The sequence below is a fragment of the Vibrio parahaemolyticus genome (assembly GCF_900460535.1).
Lineage (GTDB): Bacteria > Pseudomonadota > Gammaproteobacteria > Enterobacterales > Vibrionaceae > Vibrio > Vibrio parahaemolyticus.
The window spans coordinates 1,453,171-1,470,584 of sequence record NZ_UHIL01000001.1; the positions used below are offsets into that span (position 1 = coordinate 1,453,171).

Sequence of the window (17,414 nt, forward strand, 5' to 3'; positions counted from 1 at the left end):
GCCTCCCTCCTAATAACTTAATGTTTGACCACGTGGGTGGTTAGAGCCATGCACTTGATTGTGGCAGTTCAAACAACTTCCGCCTCGCACTCTCAAGTCGTTTTCAGGAATGGCTACGTTTGCATGTGGCACACGGTGACATTCCTGACATAGCATTGGCAGTCGTTTATTGAGCAGGGCTTTGTTCACTGAACCATGAGGTGTGTGGCAGGATGTGCAATCTTCAGTTACAGGCTCATGCTCCCATAAGAATGGGCCGCGTTTTTCTGCATGACACTCGTAACAAGCGTTATTGACGGTTGACCAGTTCAGGCTTGCTTCATTTAATGTCTGATGTGGATTGTGGCAGCTAGAACAAGTCATGACGCCGTCGATAATAGGATGACGACTGCGTTTGTGGATATCTGATTTGGTGCGGGAGTGACAATCGGTGCATTTGTCTGCTTGCATTTCGGCAACCATCATCGGATCGTCTTTTTGATGCAGTTGGTGACAGCTTGCACAAGAAAGCCCTTCAAAAGCGTGTTCGCTACTATGCCAAGTCGAGCGTTTCGCATCTTGGTGACAAGATAAACACACGCTGTTTTGCTTTTCGGCTGGAACAGGGGAGTTTGGCCCAAAAGTGATCATCGGTTCACGAACTTGTCCTTTTCGTGGATTGCGCTCGTGATTGTTCGCTGGGCCATGGCATGCTTCACACTGTTTATCATTCATTGGCCCATGCAGGTTTGCGGACTTGCCATGAATGTTGTCGAAAATACCCGTAGCGGGTTTGTCTGATGTATCGTCATGGCAACGAAGGCAGCCATCTGGTCCGCGGCGTGAATATTTTCCCTCGGAAAACTTGGTGTCTAATATGGTTTCAATTTCTTCTTGAGTTAACGTCGCCGCTTTGGGTTCTGGCTTGGCGACATCTTCCGAACTGACGGTGAAGATGACGCCTAACCCAAGTATCCCAGCTACCAACCACCGCAGAAACATTGCTTTCATAGCTCTTCCTTTTCTTATCCTTAATTGTCAAAGCATTGTGTTCAATGACGAATTCAACGGTAGTCGTATACCTTGTGAACCTTATCTACCCCTTGTGACTGACCAATAGCATGGCAAGTCGCACATTGTTCGGTGCCCATGGCTTGTGCTGCTGTGTCTGCTCCAAATACCGCGCCGTGATTCAGCATATGGTTCAGAGGCGCATCTCCTGCCACGGTATCCGGGTCAGCATTAGCTAAAGATGACTCTAGGTGACACGCGCCACAGGCGACTAACGCAGGACTAAAGTACTTACCACTTGCCAGAGAAGGGCGCGTATTTTGTTGGCTAGGTAAGTTGTATTGAGCATTGGTATGGCAGGCCTCACAGTTGTTGACTGCGCCAGGGAAAGGCGCTTCACCGCTATGAGCGGAGCCAAAGGCATGGAATGAGTGCACGTGGTACTTTAGATCAGCCGCCATTCCAGGATAAAACGCAGAACGTTCGGAGTTATGGCAATTTTTACATTGTTGGAAGTCGGTGGCAGCATGTGGATGCTCACCGAGCTTATGGATAGTCAGCTCTTTGTGACAATCGTTACACGATGAAATGTCCGCGCCCACTGGCAGTTTGTGTCGCTTGTTGATACCAGACACATCAAACGAGCCGGATGCGTTATTGGCGGCAATGACGAAAGGCGATTTGATAAGATCGATGCCTTCAAACGTGACGCATTCGGCGAGCTCGCCATCTCTACGGTTGGCACAAAGTGGCATGTCGGCGATGTTAACCGTCAACGTAGAGTTGGAGGTTGGCTTAATCGCAGCGTCAGTGAAGTCTTTATGACACAAGAATAGGCCTTCTCCTTGAGCCTCACAGCCGTCACCAAGTGCGCCATCATCGGCGACATTGAGACTGTTGTTTGCGACCATCGGGCCTTGGCCGTTATCCCAGTTCAGCAACAAATTGAGGTGCCCATGTTCATTAATGAAAGGGGTCAGTTCGTTGATGGAGCCAATACCTGAGCCCGCTTTCGACACTCTTAGTTCAACCTCAAACTGGTCATCAATAAATCGCGCGCTTTCAACGCTGATTTCGAGCGAATCACGTGCCTTTGCAAGATTCTCTAAACGCATTACGTGAACCGTTTTAGCACTTCGGCTTGCGTCTTGGCCGATGATTGGATCGCCATTGTCGTCTCGGTCATAAGGACGGTGACAGCCCGAGCAGGAGTTTTGTGGCTCGCCGTTTCTTACCCAAGCCGTACCGACTTGGTTATCATGCGCGCCTCTGTCTCGGTACAAGTGACAGGTCTCACAGGCAACTTGGCTTGGGTGTTCAAACCAATTGTTGGCGTCTGATGCTTTCGCGACATCGGTTGAATGGCAGGTTGTACAGTTGCGGGCATCTTGCGGGAAAGGGTTGCCTTCAATGACTAAACCATTGATGTCGGTAACGAGCACGTCATTCTCGTCGACAGGCTGTTTGTAAGTATCGGTGTTATTTCTGTCGCTACCTAATTTGAAAACATTACCGTGGTATTGATGAACAACGGCAGTGAGAGGGCGTCTGGCTGGTGCAGCGCCAGGATTACTGTCATTGTGGCAAGCGGTACAAACGGCAATGTTGTTATCAATTGAGCGATAGCCCGGTCCATGATGAAGCGGTTCGCCCATATGACAGTTTTCACACGTGCCTGTTTCAATCACATTGCGGGAGACCACTGCATCTGAACTTTCTTGCGGCACCCATTCAAACACGTAGGTAAAACCGTTGCCTTGCTCGCCATACGCCATGACGATTCGGTGGAGTTTATCCGCATCCCAAGCGATAAAACCGTTGTTGCTAGAAGAGTCGGCAGTATAAGGATCGGACACTTTCAAAACGTCAGGAATGGCAAACGTGTAGCGATACCCCTCGTCTGTTTTTACTAGTGTTCCATCCCAAACACTCTCCATGCTGGCACGGTTATTTGTGGTATTACTTGAGTGATGGAAACTCTTCCAATAGGTATTGCCATGACGCCCATTGAAGGTAAAGGCTGGATCGCTCGAATTTTGTGTGTCGACACGAGAGGGCATTGCTTTAAGAAGTGCGATGCGAAAGTCTTTCGTTTCGTCTAGCTCATGAGATCTGCCACTGCCGTCTTTGACGGTAAAATCGACTACCAGTTTGGTTTCTCCGGTTTCTTGAGTGACCAATGATGGCTCGGAAACACTGATCTCGAAATCACCAAGCGCAGGTGGTGGTGTATTTTGATCGTTTTTGCTGTCTGGACCACATCCGGTGAGCAGTAAAATAAAAAATATTAATGTAGCGATCGACTTTAAACCGTTCATAGTCCCTCTCGATTCGTCCTAAAGTAAGTGGGAATGCGTTGGAATGGTTAAATATCTCAATAAGCAATTGATTGAAATATTAATTTTGTATTCAAGCCAAAAGCAAAATATCCATATTTACATCGCTTGAATAAATCGAAATACATGGCTTGTAAGAGTATAGACGCAATATGAAATATTATTAAAATAAACCATTTTTTCTATGCGTGAATTTTAGGTTTTAAATTATTGTGTTTTAAATCAATTGCTTGTATTGAGGTTTGTTGTTCTTGAAGAGGTCGGTGCAGAAAAAGTAGGGGTATTGAACTACGCTACTTTAAATGGTTGACGGCTTAATATTTTTATCTTGGATATCGTTGGTTTTAAGTCGCGTTTATAAAATGATTTTCTTATCGTTTATTCGCTGTCTGGTTTTGATTAACAAAGATAATTACTACGGAGTCAGTCTAATATGCACCAACTAATTAAATTATCTCTAAAATTTTCCTCGGTGTTAGCCATTAGCTCAGTTTTGGCCTCCCACAGTTTAGCGTCACCAAGTGAGCTAATTTCACAACATGAATGTGAAGCTTGTCATGGGCCAAACGGTGTTAGCTCAGACACGAATATTCCGACCATCGCAGGGATTCCCGAGTTCAACTTTTTCGACCAGATGTTGCGTTACCTTGAGGGCAGACCCTCAGCTTCGGTTAATCACGTATACGGAGACACGAGCCAAAAAGGCGACATGGTGACGATAGTCAAATCTTTATCTGAAGCGCAGATTGAAGAGTTAGCAAAACATTATGCTGGGCTTGAGTTTGTGCCTGCTAAGCAGTCTTTCGATCAAGCGTTAGCGATGAAAGGTAAGGCTATCCACGCGAAAAGTTGCGAGAACTGTCATTCGGATGGTGGCAGTAACGCTCTGGATGAAGCTTCGGTTTTAGCTGGTCAGCAGAAGGGCTATCTCGCCACTACGTTGCAACAGTTTAAGCAAGGCAAACGCTCCGTTGATAAAAAAATGGATGAGGCGTTCAAAGGGCTTAGTGCCGATGATTTAAACGCGCTCGTAGAATACTATGCGAGTTATCGCTAGCGCTGCTTTGGGATGAACACCAATGAGTTTATGGCGTAAACCAAACAGAAAATGGATGCTCGGCATACCAATTGGTGGCTTATTGGCGTTTATCCTTGGTGGGGCGGCCTTCAGTGTTTTTCACTTTGGTATGGATTACACCAATCGCAACGAGTTTTGTTACAGCTGCCATATTGGGATGGATACGATAGTTGAGGAGTACCAAGCATCCCCACACTTCAAAAATGCTCAGGGTGTGATTGCCGCTACGTGCAGTGATTGTCATGTCCCTAGGGAGTTTTTTGCTAAAATCGCATTGAAAATCGGCGCTACAGCCGACATCTATCACAAACTGACTGGTGACATTACACTTGAGAATTTCGAGGCGGAGCATCGTCCGAGGTTGGCTGCTGAAGTCACACAGCAGTTTATCGAGAATAAATCAAAACAGTGTCGATATTGCCATTCTGTTGACAAGATGGATTTCGAAGCGCAAGGACGAACCGTTGCGCGTCGACATCAGATGATGGAAAGTCGAGAGCAATCGTGCATTGATTGCCATGCGGGGATTGCTCATCACCTGCCTATTTCTCTAGATTCTCCAGAGACTGTTCCTACTGAGGAGTAATACTGATACTTTCGGCTTCTTTCGCGATGGCTTTGACCATGCCTTTGAATATGAATAGATGGGCTGGCATCATGGCAAACCAGTAAAGTAGCCCGAGAAATCCCTGTGGGTGCCACCAAGCGGTGATATCCAGTTCTCGTTCATCACCATGGTCTTTGATGGTAATCTCTAAACGTCCAAGCCCTGGGCCTTTCATCCCAAAAAACAGTGAGAGGAACTGATCTTCCTCGCAGCGAATTACTTTCCAAGAGTCAATATAATCGCCGACTTTGAGCTCCGGCCCCGGAGGAGAAACGCGAATCGGTTTCCCACCACCAAAAAAGATGTCGAGCCATTCACGTGTGCGCCACAAAATGTTGGCAAAGTAATAGCCTTTTTCACGACTCCCGATTTTTTGAGCCACTTTCCATAATGCCGCAGCGGAGGCTTGAGTTTTTATGCTCGCACCGGCTTGTTTAGGGTAGTAGCCATACCCCGGTTGCCATCGACGAAGTGCCGCTGGCTCAAAGCCCCAAACATTACTGCGCACAAACGTGCCTTCATCTTGGATGGTGTCGGATACCGCTTGCTCGTAGCTGATCAGCGTTTGCGGAAATCGTGCTTCAATCGCTTTGGAATCGGCGATGTAGTCATGCTCTAACCCTGCGAGTAATGCTTTGCCGATGTTTGCTGGCACAGAGGTGACCAAGCCGAGCCAGTACGAGGCCATTTTGGGGGTAAGCAACGGTGTCGACCACAGCCGATAAGGCTTGTTGGTGATTTGGCAAATGATTTTAAATTGCTCGCGGTAGCTGAGTGTATCTGGCCCACCAACTTCATAAATTTGGCTTTCTTCTGGGGGTGATGCTTCGGCCAACTGTAATAAATAGTGATTGAGGTTGGGTAGGGCGATGGGGTTGGCTTTTGAGTCAACCCATTTAGGCGCAATCAAAATAGGTAAGTTGTAGACAAAATCTCGCATGATCTCGAAAGCGGCGGAGCCAGGACCAATGATGACACCAGCACGTAACTCTGTCACCGGAACACCGGATTGTCGAATGATCTTTCCAGTGGCTTTACGAGCGGCTAAATGGCGTGAATTTCCAGTTTGTGGCTGTATGGCACTTAAATAAATAACGTGTTTGACACGACTTTGCTCCAATGCGTATTTAAAGTTCAAAGCAAGGTTCAATTCGTATTCAACAAAATCATCACCTTGTGCCATGCCGTGCACCAGAAAGAACACCAAATCAAAATCATCAACTAATGAAAGTGTACTTTCTGCGTCCGCCAAGTCTAAGTAAGTCAGTGTAAGGTTGGGATGTGGGCTGGTCCTAGACTCCAAATAATCAATATGTCGAGATGCAGCGGTTACGCTGTAACCTTTATCGAGCAGTAGAGGAAGAAGCTGAGAACCAATGTAACCAGAGGCACCTAATACCAACACCTTTTTCATTATCCGTCCTTTTATTGCTGGTGGAAAAATCACCGCTGGGTATAATCATGAGACACTTTTCCCATTCTATCAATAAGTTGTCGTTGGAGTGCTCGTGACTTTTCTATCTCAACTCTCAACTCACGCAGATAAAGCCTTTTTGCGTCGATTGTTCGCAATAGCACTTCCCATCACGCTGCAAAGTATTATGTTTTCCAGCCGAAGCCTGGTCGATGTATTGATGCTAGGGCAACTTGGTGAAGCCGAAATTGCCGCTGTGGGAGTCGCAGCTCGAGCGACGTTTGTTACCACCATCATGTTAGTTGGGGTGACCACGGGTGGCGCACTGCTTACCGCGCAGTACTGGGGAGCGGGAGACAAAATTGGCGTAAGACAAAGTACGTCGCTGACTTGGATGATTGCGATGGTGTTTGCCGCGCTGGCCGTTTGTTTGTTCGTCTTTTTCCCGCAGCCAATCATGGGCTTGACCACGGATTCCCAAGAGGTGATTGAGCTTGGGTCAAGCTACTTGGTAATTTCATCAGCCAGTATGTTCGCAGTGGCGTGTGTTGCCAGTATGGCGGTGGGATTACGTGCTATGCATCAACCAGGGTTGAGTACTTTCTTTAGCGGTATCGGTATTCTCTCCAACGTGTTTTTAAACTGGGTGTTGATTTTCGGTCACCTAGGCTTTCCTGCCCTTGGTATTACCGGTGCAGCAATTGCAACGGTGATCAGTGGAGCCATTGAAGTTGGTTGCTTATTTGGTTATTTGTGGTTGAAAAAACACATTATCGCCTTTGGTTGGGGCGATATTCGTGCCAGCTTAGTGTTGGACAAAATCACTCGTTTTCTTAGCTTATCTTTACCCACGACGTTCAACTTTCTCGCTTGGGCTGGAGGACTGTTTGCTTACCACGCGATCATGGGACAAGCAGGCGTGCAAGGTTTGGCAGCGCTGTCGGTGATGACGCCCGTTGAGTCGATTGCTCTCGCTATGATGATTGGCCTATCGAACGCGGCTGCGGTTTTAGTGGGTAACCAACTCGGCGCGAAAAACTTTGAACCTGTGTATTACCAAGCTTGGGCGACGGTAATCTTGAATGTTCTGATTGCTTTCGGTGTTGCGGTACTTCTATTTTTCACCAATCAGCTCATACTCGATGCGTTCAGTGCATTGAGCGCCGAGACTCGTCATTTGGCAGAGCAGTTCATGGTGATTCTGGCACTTGGCGTCGTATTGCGCTCAGTGCCTATGATGGTCATTGTGGGGGTTCTTCGTGCTGGTGGAGATGTGAAATTCTGCCTGTATCAAGATGTGTTTGCTCAATGGATAATCGGTATTCCGCTCGCTGCGTTTGCAGCGATATATTTGGGGTGGGAGCCACAGTGGGTGTATCTACTTTTCCTCACTGAAGAGGTAGTGAAGTGGTGTATCTGTTTGCCTCGAATGAAGAGCAAAAAATGGATGAAAAACTTAATTGAAAAGTAGCGATATTGAAGCTGGTTGAAGTTTCTAATAAATCTCGTTCATAGTTTGCTTATATTTCGCATTTTGCAGCCGTTTCAAGTTTTTTGCTTGCTATAGCTAGAAAAATTGCTGCAAAAATCTGCTTATAACGTCAACAAAATCTGTTGTAGAAAGTGAATCGAGTTGCATTTGTACTCTCATAGTGTGATCAAGCATTCAAAATACTTCCTACTAACAGGATTTTAGTGTAGATTCTGAACCCAATTTTTAAACACCATTTGAGCGGCAAAATCAATGTTAAAACTGTCAGACCTATGTAAAGGCTATGTAGACGGGGGAGAGTTTCATCCTGTGCTACAAGGGGCAGAATTAACATTACAGCAAGGTGAGCAAGTCGCTCTGATGGGGGAAAGTGGTTCTGGTAAAAGTACGTTGCTGAACGTCATTGCTGGTTTAGATACCGCCGATTCAGGCGAGGTTCAGTTTCCAAACTTTGCGATGCATGATGCTCCAGAACACTTAAGAACGCTCTACCGCCGCAACAATATTGGTAACATCTTCCAACAATTCAACCTTCTTCCTACTTTGAACATCGCCGATAACATCCGTTTTTGCCGTCAACTAAAAGGGTTACCGGAAGATAAAGGTCTCTGGCGTCAAATTCTTTCGGCTCTGGATCTCATGCCTTTATTAGGACGCTATCCAGAAGAAGTGTCGGGTGGCCAGCAACAACGTGCTGCGATTGCGCGCGCGTTGTACATGGAACCCAAAATTCTGCTTGCCGATGAACCAACGGGAAGTTTGGATGAGCGAAATGCGGAAGCGGTAATGCGTTTGCTGACCAGTCTTGCACGCCAATTGGACTGCACCTTGTTATTAGTGACGCACAGTGAGAAAGTTGCGGCACACATGGAAGGGAAAATTCGTCTTCAAGGAGGGCAACTGCATGTTATGGCCCGTAGTTAAGGCACTACTCGGTCATTACCGTCGTTACCCACTGCAAATTATTCTCGTCTGGTTAGGCTTAACGCTTGGTGTTTCGCTTCTCGTTGGTGTTACTTCTATCAACCAACATGCGAAGCAGAGTTACGAAACAGGTGAGAAGCTTTTCTCAAACCCTCTTCCTTACCGAATTCGTACCAAACATTCTGCAAATAAAATTCCTCAAGGGTTTTACATTCAGTTGCGCCGCGCTGGTTTCAACCAATGTGCGCCTTTCGACGTTCTTCATCTGGATGCCAAAACGGACATGAACTTGATGCTCGTTGGCATCGATCCTGTCGCAATGATCCCTCTTCAGCACGGCAAGTCACTCAATGAGATGCCTGTTCTCTCCTTGATGAAGCCGCCGTATCCGATTTTGATCAGTCAAGATTTGGCGTCTTACATGAACTGGCAAGACGGTGACTTTATTGAGTTGAATGACGGCAGTCGTCTTGGCCCTGTCCAAGTGGATCAAAACAAGCTCTTATCAGGTACACGTTTAGTTACCGACATTTCTTTATTAAGAATGTTGAAGCGAAGCTCGGGCCTTTCAGCGATTTCATGTGGCGAGATGCCAGAAGAAAAACTGATCGCATTAAAAGACATACTGCCAAATGGCATGACTTTGGTTCGAAACACTCGTACTGAGCTTGAATCTTTGACCAAAGCATTCCACATGAACCTAACCGCGATGGGGATGTTGTCGTTTTTGGTTGGACTGTTCATCTTCTATCAAGCGATGTCATTGTCTTTTATTCAGCGTCAGCGATTAGTCGGCATTTTGCGTCAAACCGGTGTGAATGGAACCCAATTGGCGCAAGCGCTATTACTTGAGCTCTCGATACTCGTTTTGGTCGCTTGGGCTTGCGGTAACTTCTTTGGACTCATGTTGGCGAACGAGTTGATCCCTGCAGTATCTTCCAGTTTGAGCGATCTATATGACGCCAACGTTGGCCTTACTATCGGTTGGTCGTGGCAGTCGAGCTTATACAGTTTGATTATGTCGGCAATGGGCGCTCTGATTTCCTGTTTGTGGCCACTGATTCGATTGTTGAAATCGCAACCAATTCGTTTGTCTTCGCGTTTATCGTTAATGCGCTTTGCTGGAAGAGAGTTTTCTTGGCAAGCATTGGCGGCATGTGCTTTCTGTGTAGCCGCGGTTGCGGTTTACCAAGCACCTAAAACGCAAGAGACGGGTTTTGCCATTATCGCATTGATGTTGGTGAGTGTGGCTCTATTCATGCCATTTTTGATGTGGCACATGTTCCAAAGCTTCTCATACACGTTACGCTGGGTTCGTGTGCGTTGGTTCTTTGCTGATGCGGCGGCAAGTATGAGCTATCGTGGTGTCGCAACGATGGCGTTTATGTTGGCACTCGCTGCGAATATTGGTGTTGAGACCATGGTGGGTAGCTTTAGAGACACCACTGACAAATGGTTAAGCCAACGCTTGGCCGCAGATATCTATATTTATCCAACAAACAACTCGGCTGGGCGAATGAGCGCATGGTTACAAGATCAGCCAGAAGTTGAATCGGTTTGGTGGCGCTGGGAAAAAGATGTTCCTACCGAGCATGGCGCGTTGCAAGTGGTCAGCACAGGCCCTTCTGAAGGAGAGCTAGATTCGCTAACGGTCAAGCTGGGTGTTCCAAACTACTGGTATCAGCTGCATCAAACTAAGAGCTTGATGGTCAGTGAATCTATGGCTCTCAAACTGGATATTCGTCCGGGCGATTACATTGATCTGCAAGCGCCACTGGGTGAAGGTTGGCAAGTCGTGGGTGTGTACTACGATTATGGCAACCCATACAACCAAGTGATGATGTCCCATCGAAACTGGCTTTACGCGTTCGCCGGCACGGGCAACGTAGGGTTAGGCGTATTGCTGAAAGACAGCGTGAATGGGGAAGGGTTGAAGAATCGTTTAGAAAATGTCTTCCGATTGCCACAAGACCGCGTATTCGACAACAGCAATATCTACAATCAAGCCATGAGAGTATTTGATCACACGTTCGCCATCGCTGGCACGCTAGGCAACATTACTCTTATCATTGCTGTATTTGGCCTTTTCTTTGCAACCCTAGCAGGAGAACTCTCTCGTCAAAGACACTTCTCGCTGCTGAGATGCATGGGTGTTTCTGGCAAAGAGTTGGTTGCCTTGGGGGGCTTGCAACTGTTCGCCTTTGGTGCCATTTCTGCGATTATTGCAGTACCGTTAGGATTGGCCTTGGCCCACCTAATTGTTGATATCATCATTAAACAATCTTTTGGTTGGTCACTCGAACTGCAAACCATTCCTTGGGAATATGCACAAACTATCGCTTGGGCAATGCTCGCGATTATGATCGCCGGGGCGTTACCCGTAATTCGAATGATTAAGAGTACGCCAATGAAGTCGTTGAGGGATGCGTTGTAGTGGAAAAACAAAACTCTAAAAAGCGCGTTTTTGCTTCGATGCTGATCGTTGTCGTTTTTGCCATGTTGACTGGAGCGACGTTGTATTCAACTTTTTGGCTAGAGCCTACTGCTACCCAAGAAAACGAAATTAATTCGGTACTGACGCGAGAAAATAAAACCATTTTTGAGCCGGTTTTACCGGACGAGCATGTCTCATTGCCTTCAGACTTTCGCTTCCATCCTGAATATCAACATGAATGGTGGAACTACTTTGCGAAGCTGCAAGATAAGCAAGGTCGCACTTACAACGTGCAGTGGAGCTATTTTCGCGTCGCCACCGATGAACGAGAAACCAGCGGTTGGCAAAACCCGCAACTGTACATTTCACATGTTGTCGTGAGCCATGGTTCGCATGTGTGGAAAGAACAGCGTGTTGCGCGTGGTGGTATTGGTCAAGCTGGCATGACAAACCGACCATTCCGTTTATGGATAGATAACTGGACTTGGCGCTCATTAGGCTCTACACCATTTCCAGGCAACCTCAATGTTACAACGGACACATTCGGACTCGAACTGAATACCATGACAAGCGGGCCGTTTGTGGTAAATGGAGACAAAGGCTTTCAAGTTAAACATGCACTGCAATCTGTGGCTTCGTTTAGCTTTAGCGCACCGTTTCTTAATGTAAAAGGCACATTGAACTTAAATGGCCGCCTCATCCCCGTAACAGGCTCAGCCTGGACGCAAAAAGAATGGGGCAGTGGCTTAATCGGCCAAGGCCAACAAGGTTGGGATTGGTTTGTCTTTAACTTGGATGATGGACGTGCGTTAACGGTTAGCCGTTACCGTCACCACGGTCAGACGCCTCATATTTTCGGTACGCTATCGACCCGTTCGGGAAAAGTGGTCAATCTATCAGAGAAAGAGGTCTCGATTACGCCAATGCAGGTAACAAGCCTGTCGAATGGCAGACGTTTACCGTTGCAATGGATCATCAATGCACCTGAACACAAAATTAATTTGACGACTCGTATCATAAAATCCGATATGTGGTTGCCATTTGTTATCCCTTATTGGGAAGGTCCCATCTTGGCTTCTGGCTCCAACGAGGCGTGGGGCTTTATGCAGCTCACCGGCTACTAAAATCTATCGAAAGCCACTTAGCAAAGTGGCTTTTTTGTGTCTGAAGCACGTTAGTTCTGTCTAAAAAATCACAGACTTACCGTGAAGTGAGACATCATCTTATGCTACTTTAATAACGATCTTGGTTAATAACTGGATAGATAAGAGGAGGCGAGAAGGCTTACTTCGTCTCAATAGTTTGTTGAAAAATACGATGAGTAATGAAGATAACCTCGGAAAAATCGAAGTTTATACTCTGAACAAGCGATTATTCTAAAATTTTCTGCAGCTATACACTCTTATCATTCTTTGTTAATCGTTTATTAAGATAATAAATATAAGGACGAAACCATGAACGATGTCATCCGTGACTTTTTCAAAATGGAATCCGCAGGTGGTATTCTTCTCGTGATTGCAGCGGCAATTGCGATGACCATTGCAAACTCACCACTGGGCGAAACTTATCAATCTCTACTGCATACTTATGTATTTGGTATGTCTGTTTCTCACTGGATCAACGACGGTCTGATGGCTGTGTTCTTCCTACTTATTGGCCTTGAAGTAAAGCGCGAGCTGCTTGAAGGCGCGTTAAAATCGAAAGAAACTGCCATCTTCCCTGCAATTGCTGCGGTCGGTGGTATGTTGGCTCCGGCACTTATTTACGTTGCTTTTAATGCAAATGACCCTGAAGCGATCTCTGGTTGGGCAATTCCTGCGGCGACAGACATTGCATTTGCTCTGGGTATCATGGCGTTACTTGGTAAGCGCGTACCAGTGAGTCTAAAAGTATTTTTGTTGGCTCTTGCGATCATTGACGACTTAGGTGTTGTAGTCATCATTGCTCTGTTCTACACCGGTGATCTTTCTTCAATGGCATTGCTTGTCGGCTTCGTCATGACAGGTGTACTGTTCATGCTGAACGCGAAAGAAGTCACCAAGCTAACACCGTACATGATTGTGGGTGCGATTCTGTGGTTTGCTGTACTTAAGTCTGGTGTGCACGCAACATTGGCAGGTGTAGTGATCGGTTTCGCGATTCCGCTGAAAGGAAAGCAGGGCGAACACTCTCCATTGAAACACATGGAGCATGCTCTTCACCCTTATGTTGCATTTGGTATTCTTCCTCTGTTTGCATTTGCGAACGCAGGCATCTCGCTAGAAGGCGTATCGATGTCTGGCCTAACTTCAATGCTGCCTCTAGGTATTGCACTAGGTCTATTGATTGGTAAACCTCTAGGCATCTTTAGCTTTAGCTGGGCAGCTGTGAAACTGGGCGTTGCGAAGCTACCAGAGGGTATAAACTTCAAGCATATCTTCGCGGTATCAGTGTTGTGTGGTATCGGTTTTACGATGTCGATCTTTATCTCTTCACTGGCGTTCGGTAACGTAAGCCCTGAGTTTGATACATACGCTCGATTAGGTATTTTGATGGGCTCAACTACTGCAGCGGTACTTGGTTACGCTCTACTGCATTTCTCATTACCAAAGAAAGCACAAGACTAACTTCGTATTTAACTGATTTGTAACTCAAAGCCTCCCACTTGGGAGGCTTTTTGTTTTTGAAGAGTGTTAGATAAAGCCTGATCGACAGGCGAAAAAAAGCCCAGCCGAAAAGTTGACTGGGCGGATACAAACATAGGAGTTAATAAGAAAAAAGCAGCAACGTAACAATTAGATTGAAACAAGTTTGACGGCCAGTGAAACTTTAAATGCCCTAGTTGTTACATCTATTCAGACCGAGCTATTTCAGAACAGTTCCATTTTTTTTCAAAAAATTTTGCACTAAATTTATTCGTTTCAAATTCATTCTTTTAAGTGGCTTATCTACTTCGTGGTCCGACCAATGTCTGGAAATGTGATGTTAATCATTTGTTAATCTAAAGTTTCGGGAGTATATTTTCAAACAGTTGTTTAATACGAGTGATTAAAATGGCCCCGAGAAGCACAACAAAAGAAAAAATACTCGATGTCGCAGAAGGACTTTTTGCTGAATATGGTTTCAATGATACGTCGCTAAGAACCATTACAGGCAAAGCAAATGTGAATCTTGCATCGGTGAATTATCACTTTGGTGACAAAAAGACGTTAGTGCGCGCGGTATTAGACCGGTACCTTGAAGCACTGATGCCAAGCATAAAGGCGTCTCTCATTGAGTTGAATACCCGCGAAAGCTACAACATGGACGAAGTGTTTGAATCATTACGTTTACCGCTGCGTACACTTAATGATGTTAGACCAAATGGTACTGCACTATTTATGTTGTTGATTGGTCGAGGTTACACCGATGTACAAGGGCATTTACGTTGGTTTATCAGCACTCGATACTCAGAAGTATTGAATTTGTTTACTTTCTCTATCATGAAAGCAAACCCAGAGCTGACGGAAGAGTTGTTGTTTTGGCGATTACATTTCACGTTGGGAACGTGCGTATTTACGATGGCCTCTAGTCAAGCTTTGACCGAGCTGGCAGAAAGCAAATTTGAAAAAGAAATCGATGTGAAATCTGTCGTCGATTTACTGATTCCTTACTTGTCCGCTGGTATGTCGGCGAAATAGTCGCTCGATAACGACAAGTAAAAAGTGAAACCAATAATAAGGATTAGCCGCAAGCGGTGACGTGAACAAAAGGATCTGAACTATGAGCTCTCTACGAAGAAAATGGATTAGTGACCCAGCATTTAAAGTGTTTAAGAAAGTTCTTCCTCCGCTGTCGAGTACAGAAAAAGAAGCGATGGAAGCCGGTAGTGTATGGTGGGATGCCGAGTTGTTTTCTGGCAAGCCAAACTTTACGACGCTACACCATTACCCCGCGCCGACGTTAACAGCTGAAGAGCAAGCGTTTATGGATAATGAACTTGAAACGCTCTTAGACATGCTAGACGATCAAAAAATCGTGAAAGAAGATCGTGATTTGCCACCGGAGGTGTGGGAATACTTGCGCAAAGAACGTTTCTTCTCACTGATTATCTCGAAAGAGTACGGTGGCCGTGAGTTTTCTGCATTGGCAAACTCAACGATTGTGTCTCGTATTGCAACGCGCAGTATTAGTGTTGCGGTATCGGTAATGGTTCCTAACTCGTTGGGGCCAGGTGAGCTTCTTTCTCACTACGGCACTCAGGAGCAAAAAGATTACTGGTTACCACGTCTTGCTGATGGTACGGACATTCCTTGTTTTGCTTTGACTGGACCGGAAGCAGGTTCAGATGCGGGCGGCATTCCTGACCAGGGTGTGGTGTGTTACGGCATGCACGATGGCGAAGAGGTGCTTGGTGTTCGAGTTAGCTGGAACAAGCGTTACATCACACTTGCACCTGTTGCGACTGTTCTTGGTCTAGCTTTCAAGCTGCAGGACCCAGACGGTTTACTCGGCGATAAGAAAGACGTAGGCATTACTTGTGCGCTCATTCCTGCTGACCATGACGGCGTTGAAATTGGTGAGCGTCACGATCCACTTGGTTCTGCTTTCATGAATGGTCCGACTCGTGGTGAAGATGTTTTCATTCCAATGGATTGGCTCATCGGTGGCTCAGATTACGCGGGCAAAGGCTGGCGTATGTTGGTTGAGTGTTTGTCTGCTGGCCGCGGTATTTCACTGCCAGCACTTGGTACTGCAATCGGCCACCTGACAACCAGAACCACTGGCGCTTATGCATACGTACGTAAGCAGTTTGGTATGTCTATCGGTAAGTTCGAAGGGGTAGCAGAAGCGATGGGCCGTATTGGCGGTCTGACTTATCTTTTGGAAGCAACGCGTACGTTGACGACTACCTCTCTCGATATGAAAGAGAAACCTGGCATTGTTACGGCTATTGCCAAATACCACATGACTGAAATTGCACGTACGATTTTGAACGACTCGTTCGATATTCACGCAGGTCGTGCGATTCAAGATGGTCCAATGAACTATCTTGCGAAACACTACTTGGGTATTCCTGTTGCGATTACAGTTGAAGGTGCAAATATCCTAACGCGTAACTTGATGATCTTTGGTCAAGGTGCGACACGTTGTCATCCATATGTGCTTAAAGAGATGGAAGCGGCGGCGAATCCAGACTCAGAGCAGGGTGCGAAAGAGTTCGATTCTCTATTGTTCAAACATATTGGTCATGCGATGGGGAATACGTTTGGTGCGCTAGGTGCAGCACTAACAGGCTCGCGCTTTGTGAAAGCGAATATGAGTGGTCCAACTCAGCGCTATTATAAAGACATCACCCGCCTGAGCCGAGCGTTAGCAGTAAGCGCCGATTTTGCCATGTTGACGTTAGGTGGTGACTTGAAGCGTAAAGAGATGATTTCTGCACGTTTGGGTGATGGTTTGAGCTACCTGTACATGGCATCCGCGACGCTGAAAAAATACGAAGATGAAGGGCGTCAGCAAGGCGATTTAAACTTCGTGCATTACGCTGTCCAATACTGTTTGCACAACGCGGCTAAATCGCTGAATGAAGCGTACGCAAACTTCCCAGTGAAATATGTTGGTGGCGTGTTGAAAGGCTTGCTATTTCCACTAGGGAATCACTTCGACAAACCAAGTGATGAGTTAAGTGTCAGCATTGCTGAAGCCATGATGACCCCAGGCGTGCAGCGTGACCGTTTAACCCACTTGTGTTACATCGGCAAATCCGAAAATGATAGCGTAGGTTTGATGGAAAATGCCTTCCTAGCCATGTATGACGTCAAACCATTGGAGCGTAAGCTAATGAAAGCAGCGAAAGATGGCAAAGTGGCTCGTAAAGGTCTTCTGCAAGATCGCTTACAGCAAGCACTTGACGCTGGTGTGTTGACAGAGCAAGAGGTTGAAAAGATCACTGCTGCTGACCAACTTCGTTACAAAGCTATTCAAGTAGACCACTTCAGTCATGATTTCTCTGAAGTTCGTACTGATAGCCCGAAAAAATCACACTTGAATCCAGCAGCCTAATGAGTGAACCTTGGTAATGAAAAGCACCTCCTAGAGGTGCTTTTTTGTGTCTTTTATTCATGACAAGGAGAGATAGTGCTCCAACCACTTGCATTTTCGAAGCATTTTTACAGAA

Annotated in this window: 12 protein-coding genes; 9 read left to right on the forward strand and 3 right to left on the reverse strand. The window is 46.2% G+C overall.

All coding sequences use genetic code 11. The annotated features are described in order from the left end of the window. Window positions 1–9: 9 nt before the first annotated feature. Both DYB02_RS07355 and DYB02_RS07360 read right to left on the reverse strand, forming a co-directional pair. The gene (locus DYB02_RS07355) at window positions 10–990 is read right to left on the reverse strand and encodes a DmsE family decaheme c-type cytochrome (RefSeq protein WP_025442038.1); all 981 of its coding nucleotides are present in this window, start codon (window positions 988–990) and stop codon (window positions 10–12) included. 53 nt (window positions 991–1,043) lie between these two features. Continuing rightward, complete coding sequence (locus tag DYB02_RS07360; protein WP_029804643.1) at window positions 1,044–3,308, reverse strand: OmcA/MtrC family decaheme c-type cytochrome; 2,265 nt, start codon at window positions 3,306–3,308, stop codon at window positions 1,044–1,046. Between the two features lie 451 nt (window positions 3,309–3,759). On the opposite strand from DYB02_RS07360, the gene DYB02_RS07365 reads away from it, so the two are divergent. Further along, entirely contained in the window at window positions 3,760–4,383 is a 624-nt protein-coding gene (locus DYB02_RS07365; RefSeq protein WP_024702708.1) for a c-type cytochrome, read from the forward strand. Window positions 4,384–4,405: 22 nt separating this feature from the next. After that, complete coding sequence (locus DYB02_RS07370) at window positions 4,406–4,990, forward strand: NapC/NirT family cytochrome c (protein ID WP_005495609.1); 585 nt, start codon at window positions 4,406–4,408, stop codon at window positions 4,988–4,990. Here the strand turns inward: DYB02_RS07370 and DYB02_RS07375 are convergent. Then, entirely contained in the window at window positions 4,977–6,425 is a 1,449-nt protein-coding gene (locus tag DYB02_RS07375; RefSeq protein ID WP_029804644.1) for a DUF2867 domain-containing protein, read from the reverse strand. The genes DYB02_RS07370 and DYB02_RS07375 overlap by 14 nt on opposite strands. Before the next feature lie 94 nt (window positions 6,426–6,519). On the opposite strand from DYB02_RS07375, the gene DYB02_RS07380 reads away from it, so the two are divergent. The 7 genes from DYB02_RS07380 to DYB02_RS07410 all read left to right on the forward strand — a co-directional run bounded on the left by DYB02_RS07380 (window position 6,520) and on the right by DYB02_RS07410 (window position 17,299). Next, window positions 6,520–7,896 (forward strand): MATE family efflux transporter, encoded by a 1,377-nt coding sequence (locus tag DYB02_RS07380; protein ID WP_015296569.1) that lies wholly within the window; start codon window positions 6,520–6,522, stop codon window positions 7,894–7,896. Between the two features lie 273 nt (window positions 7,897–8,169). Beyond that, the gene (locus tag DYB02_RS07385) at window positions 8,170–8,841 is read left to right on the forward strand and encodes an ABC transporter ATP-binding protein (RefSeq protein WP_005462397.1); all 672 of its coding nucleotides are present in this window, start codon (window positions 8,170–8,172) and stop codon (window positions 8,839–8,841) included. Further along, window positions 8,822–11,275: an ABC transporter permease gene (locus tag DYB02_RS07390; RefSeq protein ID WP_029804646.1), complete on the forward strand. Its 2,454-nt coding sequence runs from the start codon at window positions 8,822–8,824 to the stop codon at window positions 11,273–11,275. The genes DYB02_RS07385 and DYB02_RS07390 overlap by 20 nt, the downstream gene beginning before the upstream one ends. A gap of 38 nt (window positions 11,276–11,313) precedes the next feature. Further along, window positions 11,314–12,399: a lipocalin-like domain-containing protein gene (locus tag DYB02_RS07395; RefSeq protein ID WP_041953782.1), complete on the forward strand. Its 1,086-nt coding sequence runs from the start codon at window positions 11,314–11,316 to the stop codon at window positions 12,397–12,399. A 330-nt stretch (window positions 12,400–12,729) separates the two neighbouring features. Then, window positions 12,730–13,881 (forward strand): Na+/H+ antiporter NhaA, encoded by a 1,152-nt coding sequence (nhaA, locus tag DYB02_RS07400; RefSeq protein WP_005462393.1) that lies wholly within the window; start codon window positions 12,730–12,732, stop codon window positions 13,879–13,881. Between the two features lie 426 nt (window positions 13,882–14,307). Further along, a complete protein-coding gene (psrA, locus tag DYB02_RS07405; protein WP_005462382.1) occupies window positions 14,308–14,934 on the forward strand; it encodes a TetR family transcriptional repressor PsrA in 627 nt (208 codons plus the stop codon). 82 nt (window positions 14,935–15,016) lie between these two features. Beyond that, a complete protein-coding gene (locus DYB02_RS07410) occupies window positions 15,017–17,299 on the forward strand; it encodes an acyl-CoA dehydrogenase (RefSeq protein ID WP_005495596.1) in 2,283 nt (760 codons plus the stop codon). Window positions 17,300–17,414 lie beyond the last annotated feature (115 nt).

Coding starts and splice junctions, on each gene's coding strand:
- DYB02_RS07355 (WP_025442038.1), bottom strand. CDS start 990: ATGAAAGCAATGTTTCTGCGGTGGTTGGTAGCTGGGATACTTGGGTTA.
- DYB02_RS07360 (WP_029804643.1), bottom strand. CDS start 3,308: ATGAACGGTTTAAAGTCGATCGCTACATTAATATTTTTTATTTTACTG.
- DYB02_RS07365 (WP_024702708.1), top strand. CDS start 3,760: ATGCACCAACTAATTAAATTATCTCTAAAATTTTCCTCGGTGTTAGCC.
- DYB02_RS07370 (WP_005495609.1), top strand. CDS start 4,406: ATGAGTTTATGGCGTAAACCAAACAGAAAATGGATGCTCGGCATACCA.
- DYB02_RS07375 (WP_029804644.1), bottom strand. CDS start 6,425: ATGAAAAAGGTGTTGGTATTAGGTGCCTCTGGTTACATTGGTTCTCAG.
- DYB02_RS07385 (WP_005462397.1), top strand. CDS start 8,170: ATGTTAAAACTGTCAGACCTATGTAAAGGCTATGTAGACGGGGGAGAG.
- DYB02_RS07390 (WP_029804646.1), top strand. CDS start 8,822: ATGTTATGGCCCGTAGTTAAGGCACTACTCGGTCATTACCGTCGTTAC.
- DYB02_RS07395 (WP_041953782.1), top strand. CDS start 11,314: ATGCTGATCGTTGTCGTTTTTGCCATGTTGACTGGAGCGACGTTGTAT.
- nhaA (WP_005462393.1), top strand. CDS start 12,730: ATGAACGATGTCATCCGTGACTTTTTCAAAATGGAATCCGCAGGTGGT.
- psrA (WP_005462382.1), top strand. CDS start 14,308: ATGGCCCCGAGAAGCACAACAAAAGAAAAAATACTCGATGTCGCAGAA.
- DYB02_RS07410 (WP_005495596.1), top strand. CDS start 15,017: ATGAGCTCTCTACGAAGAAAATGGATTAGTGACCCAGCATTTAAAGTG.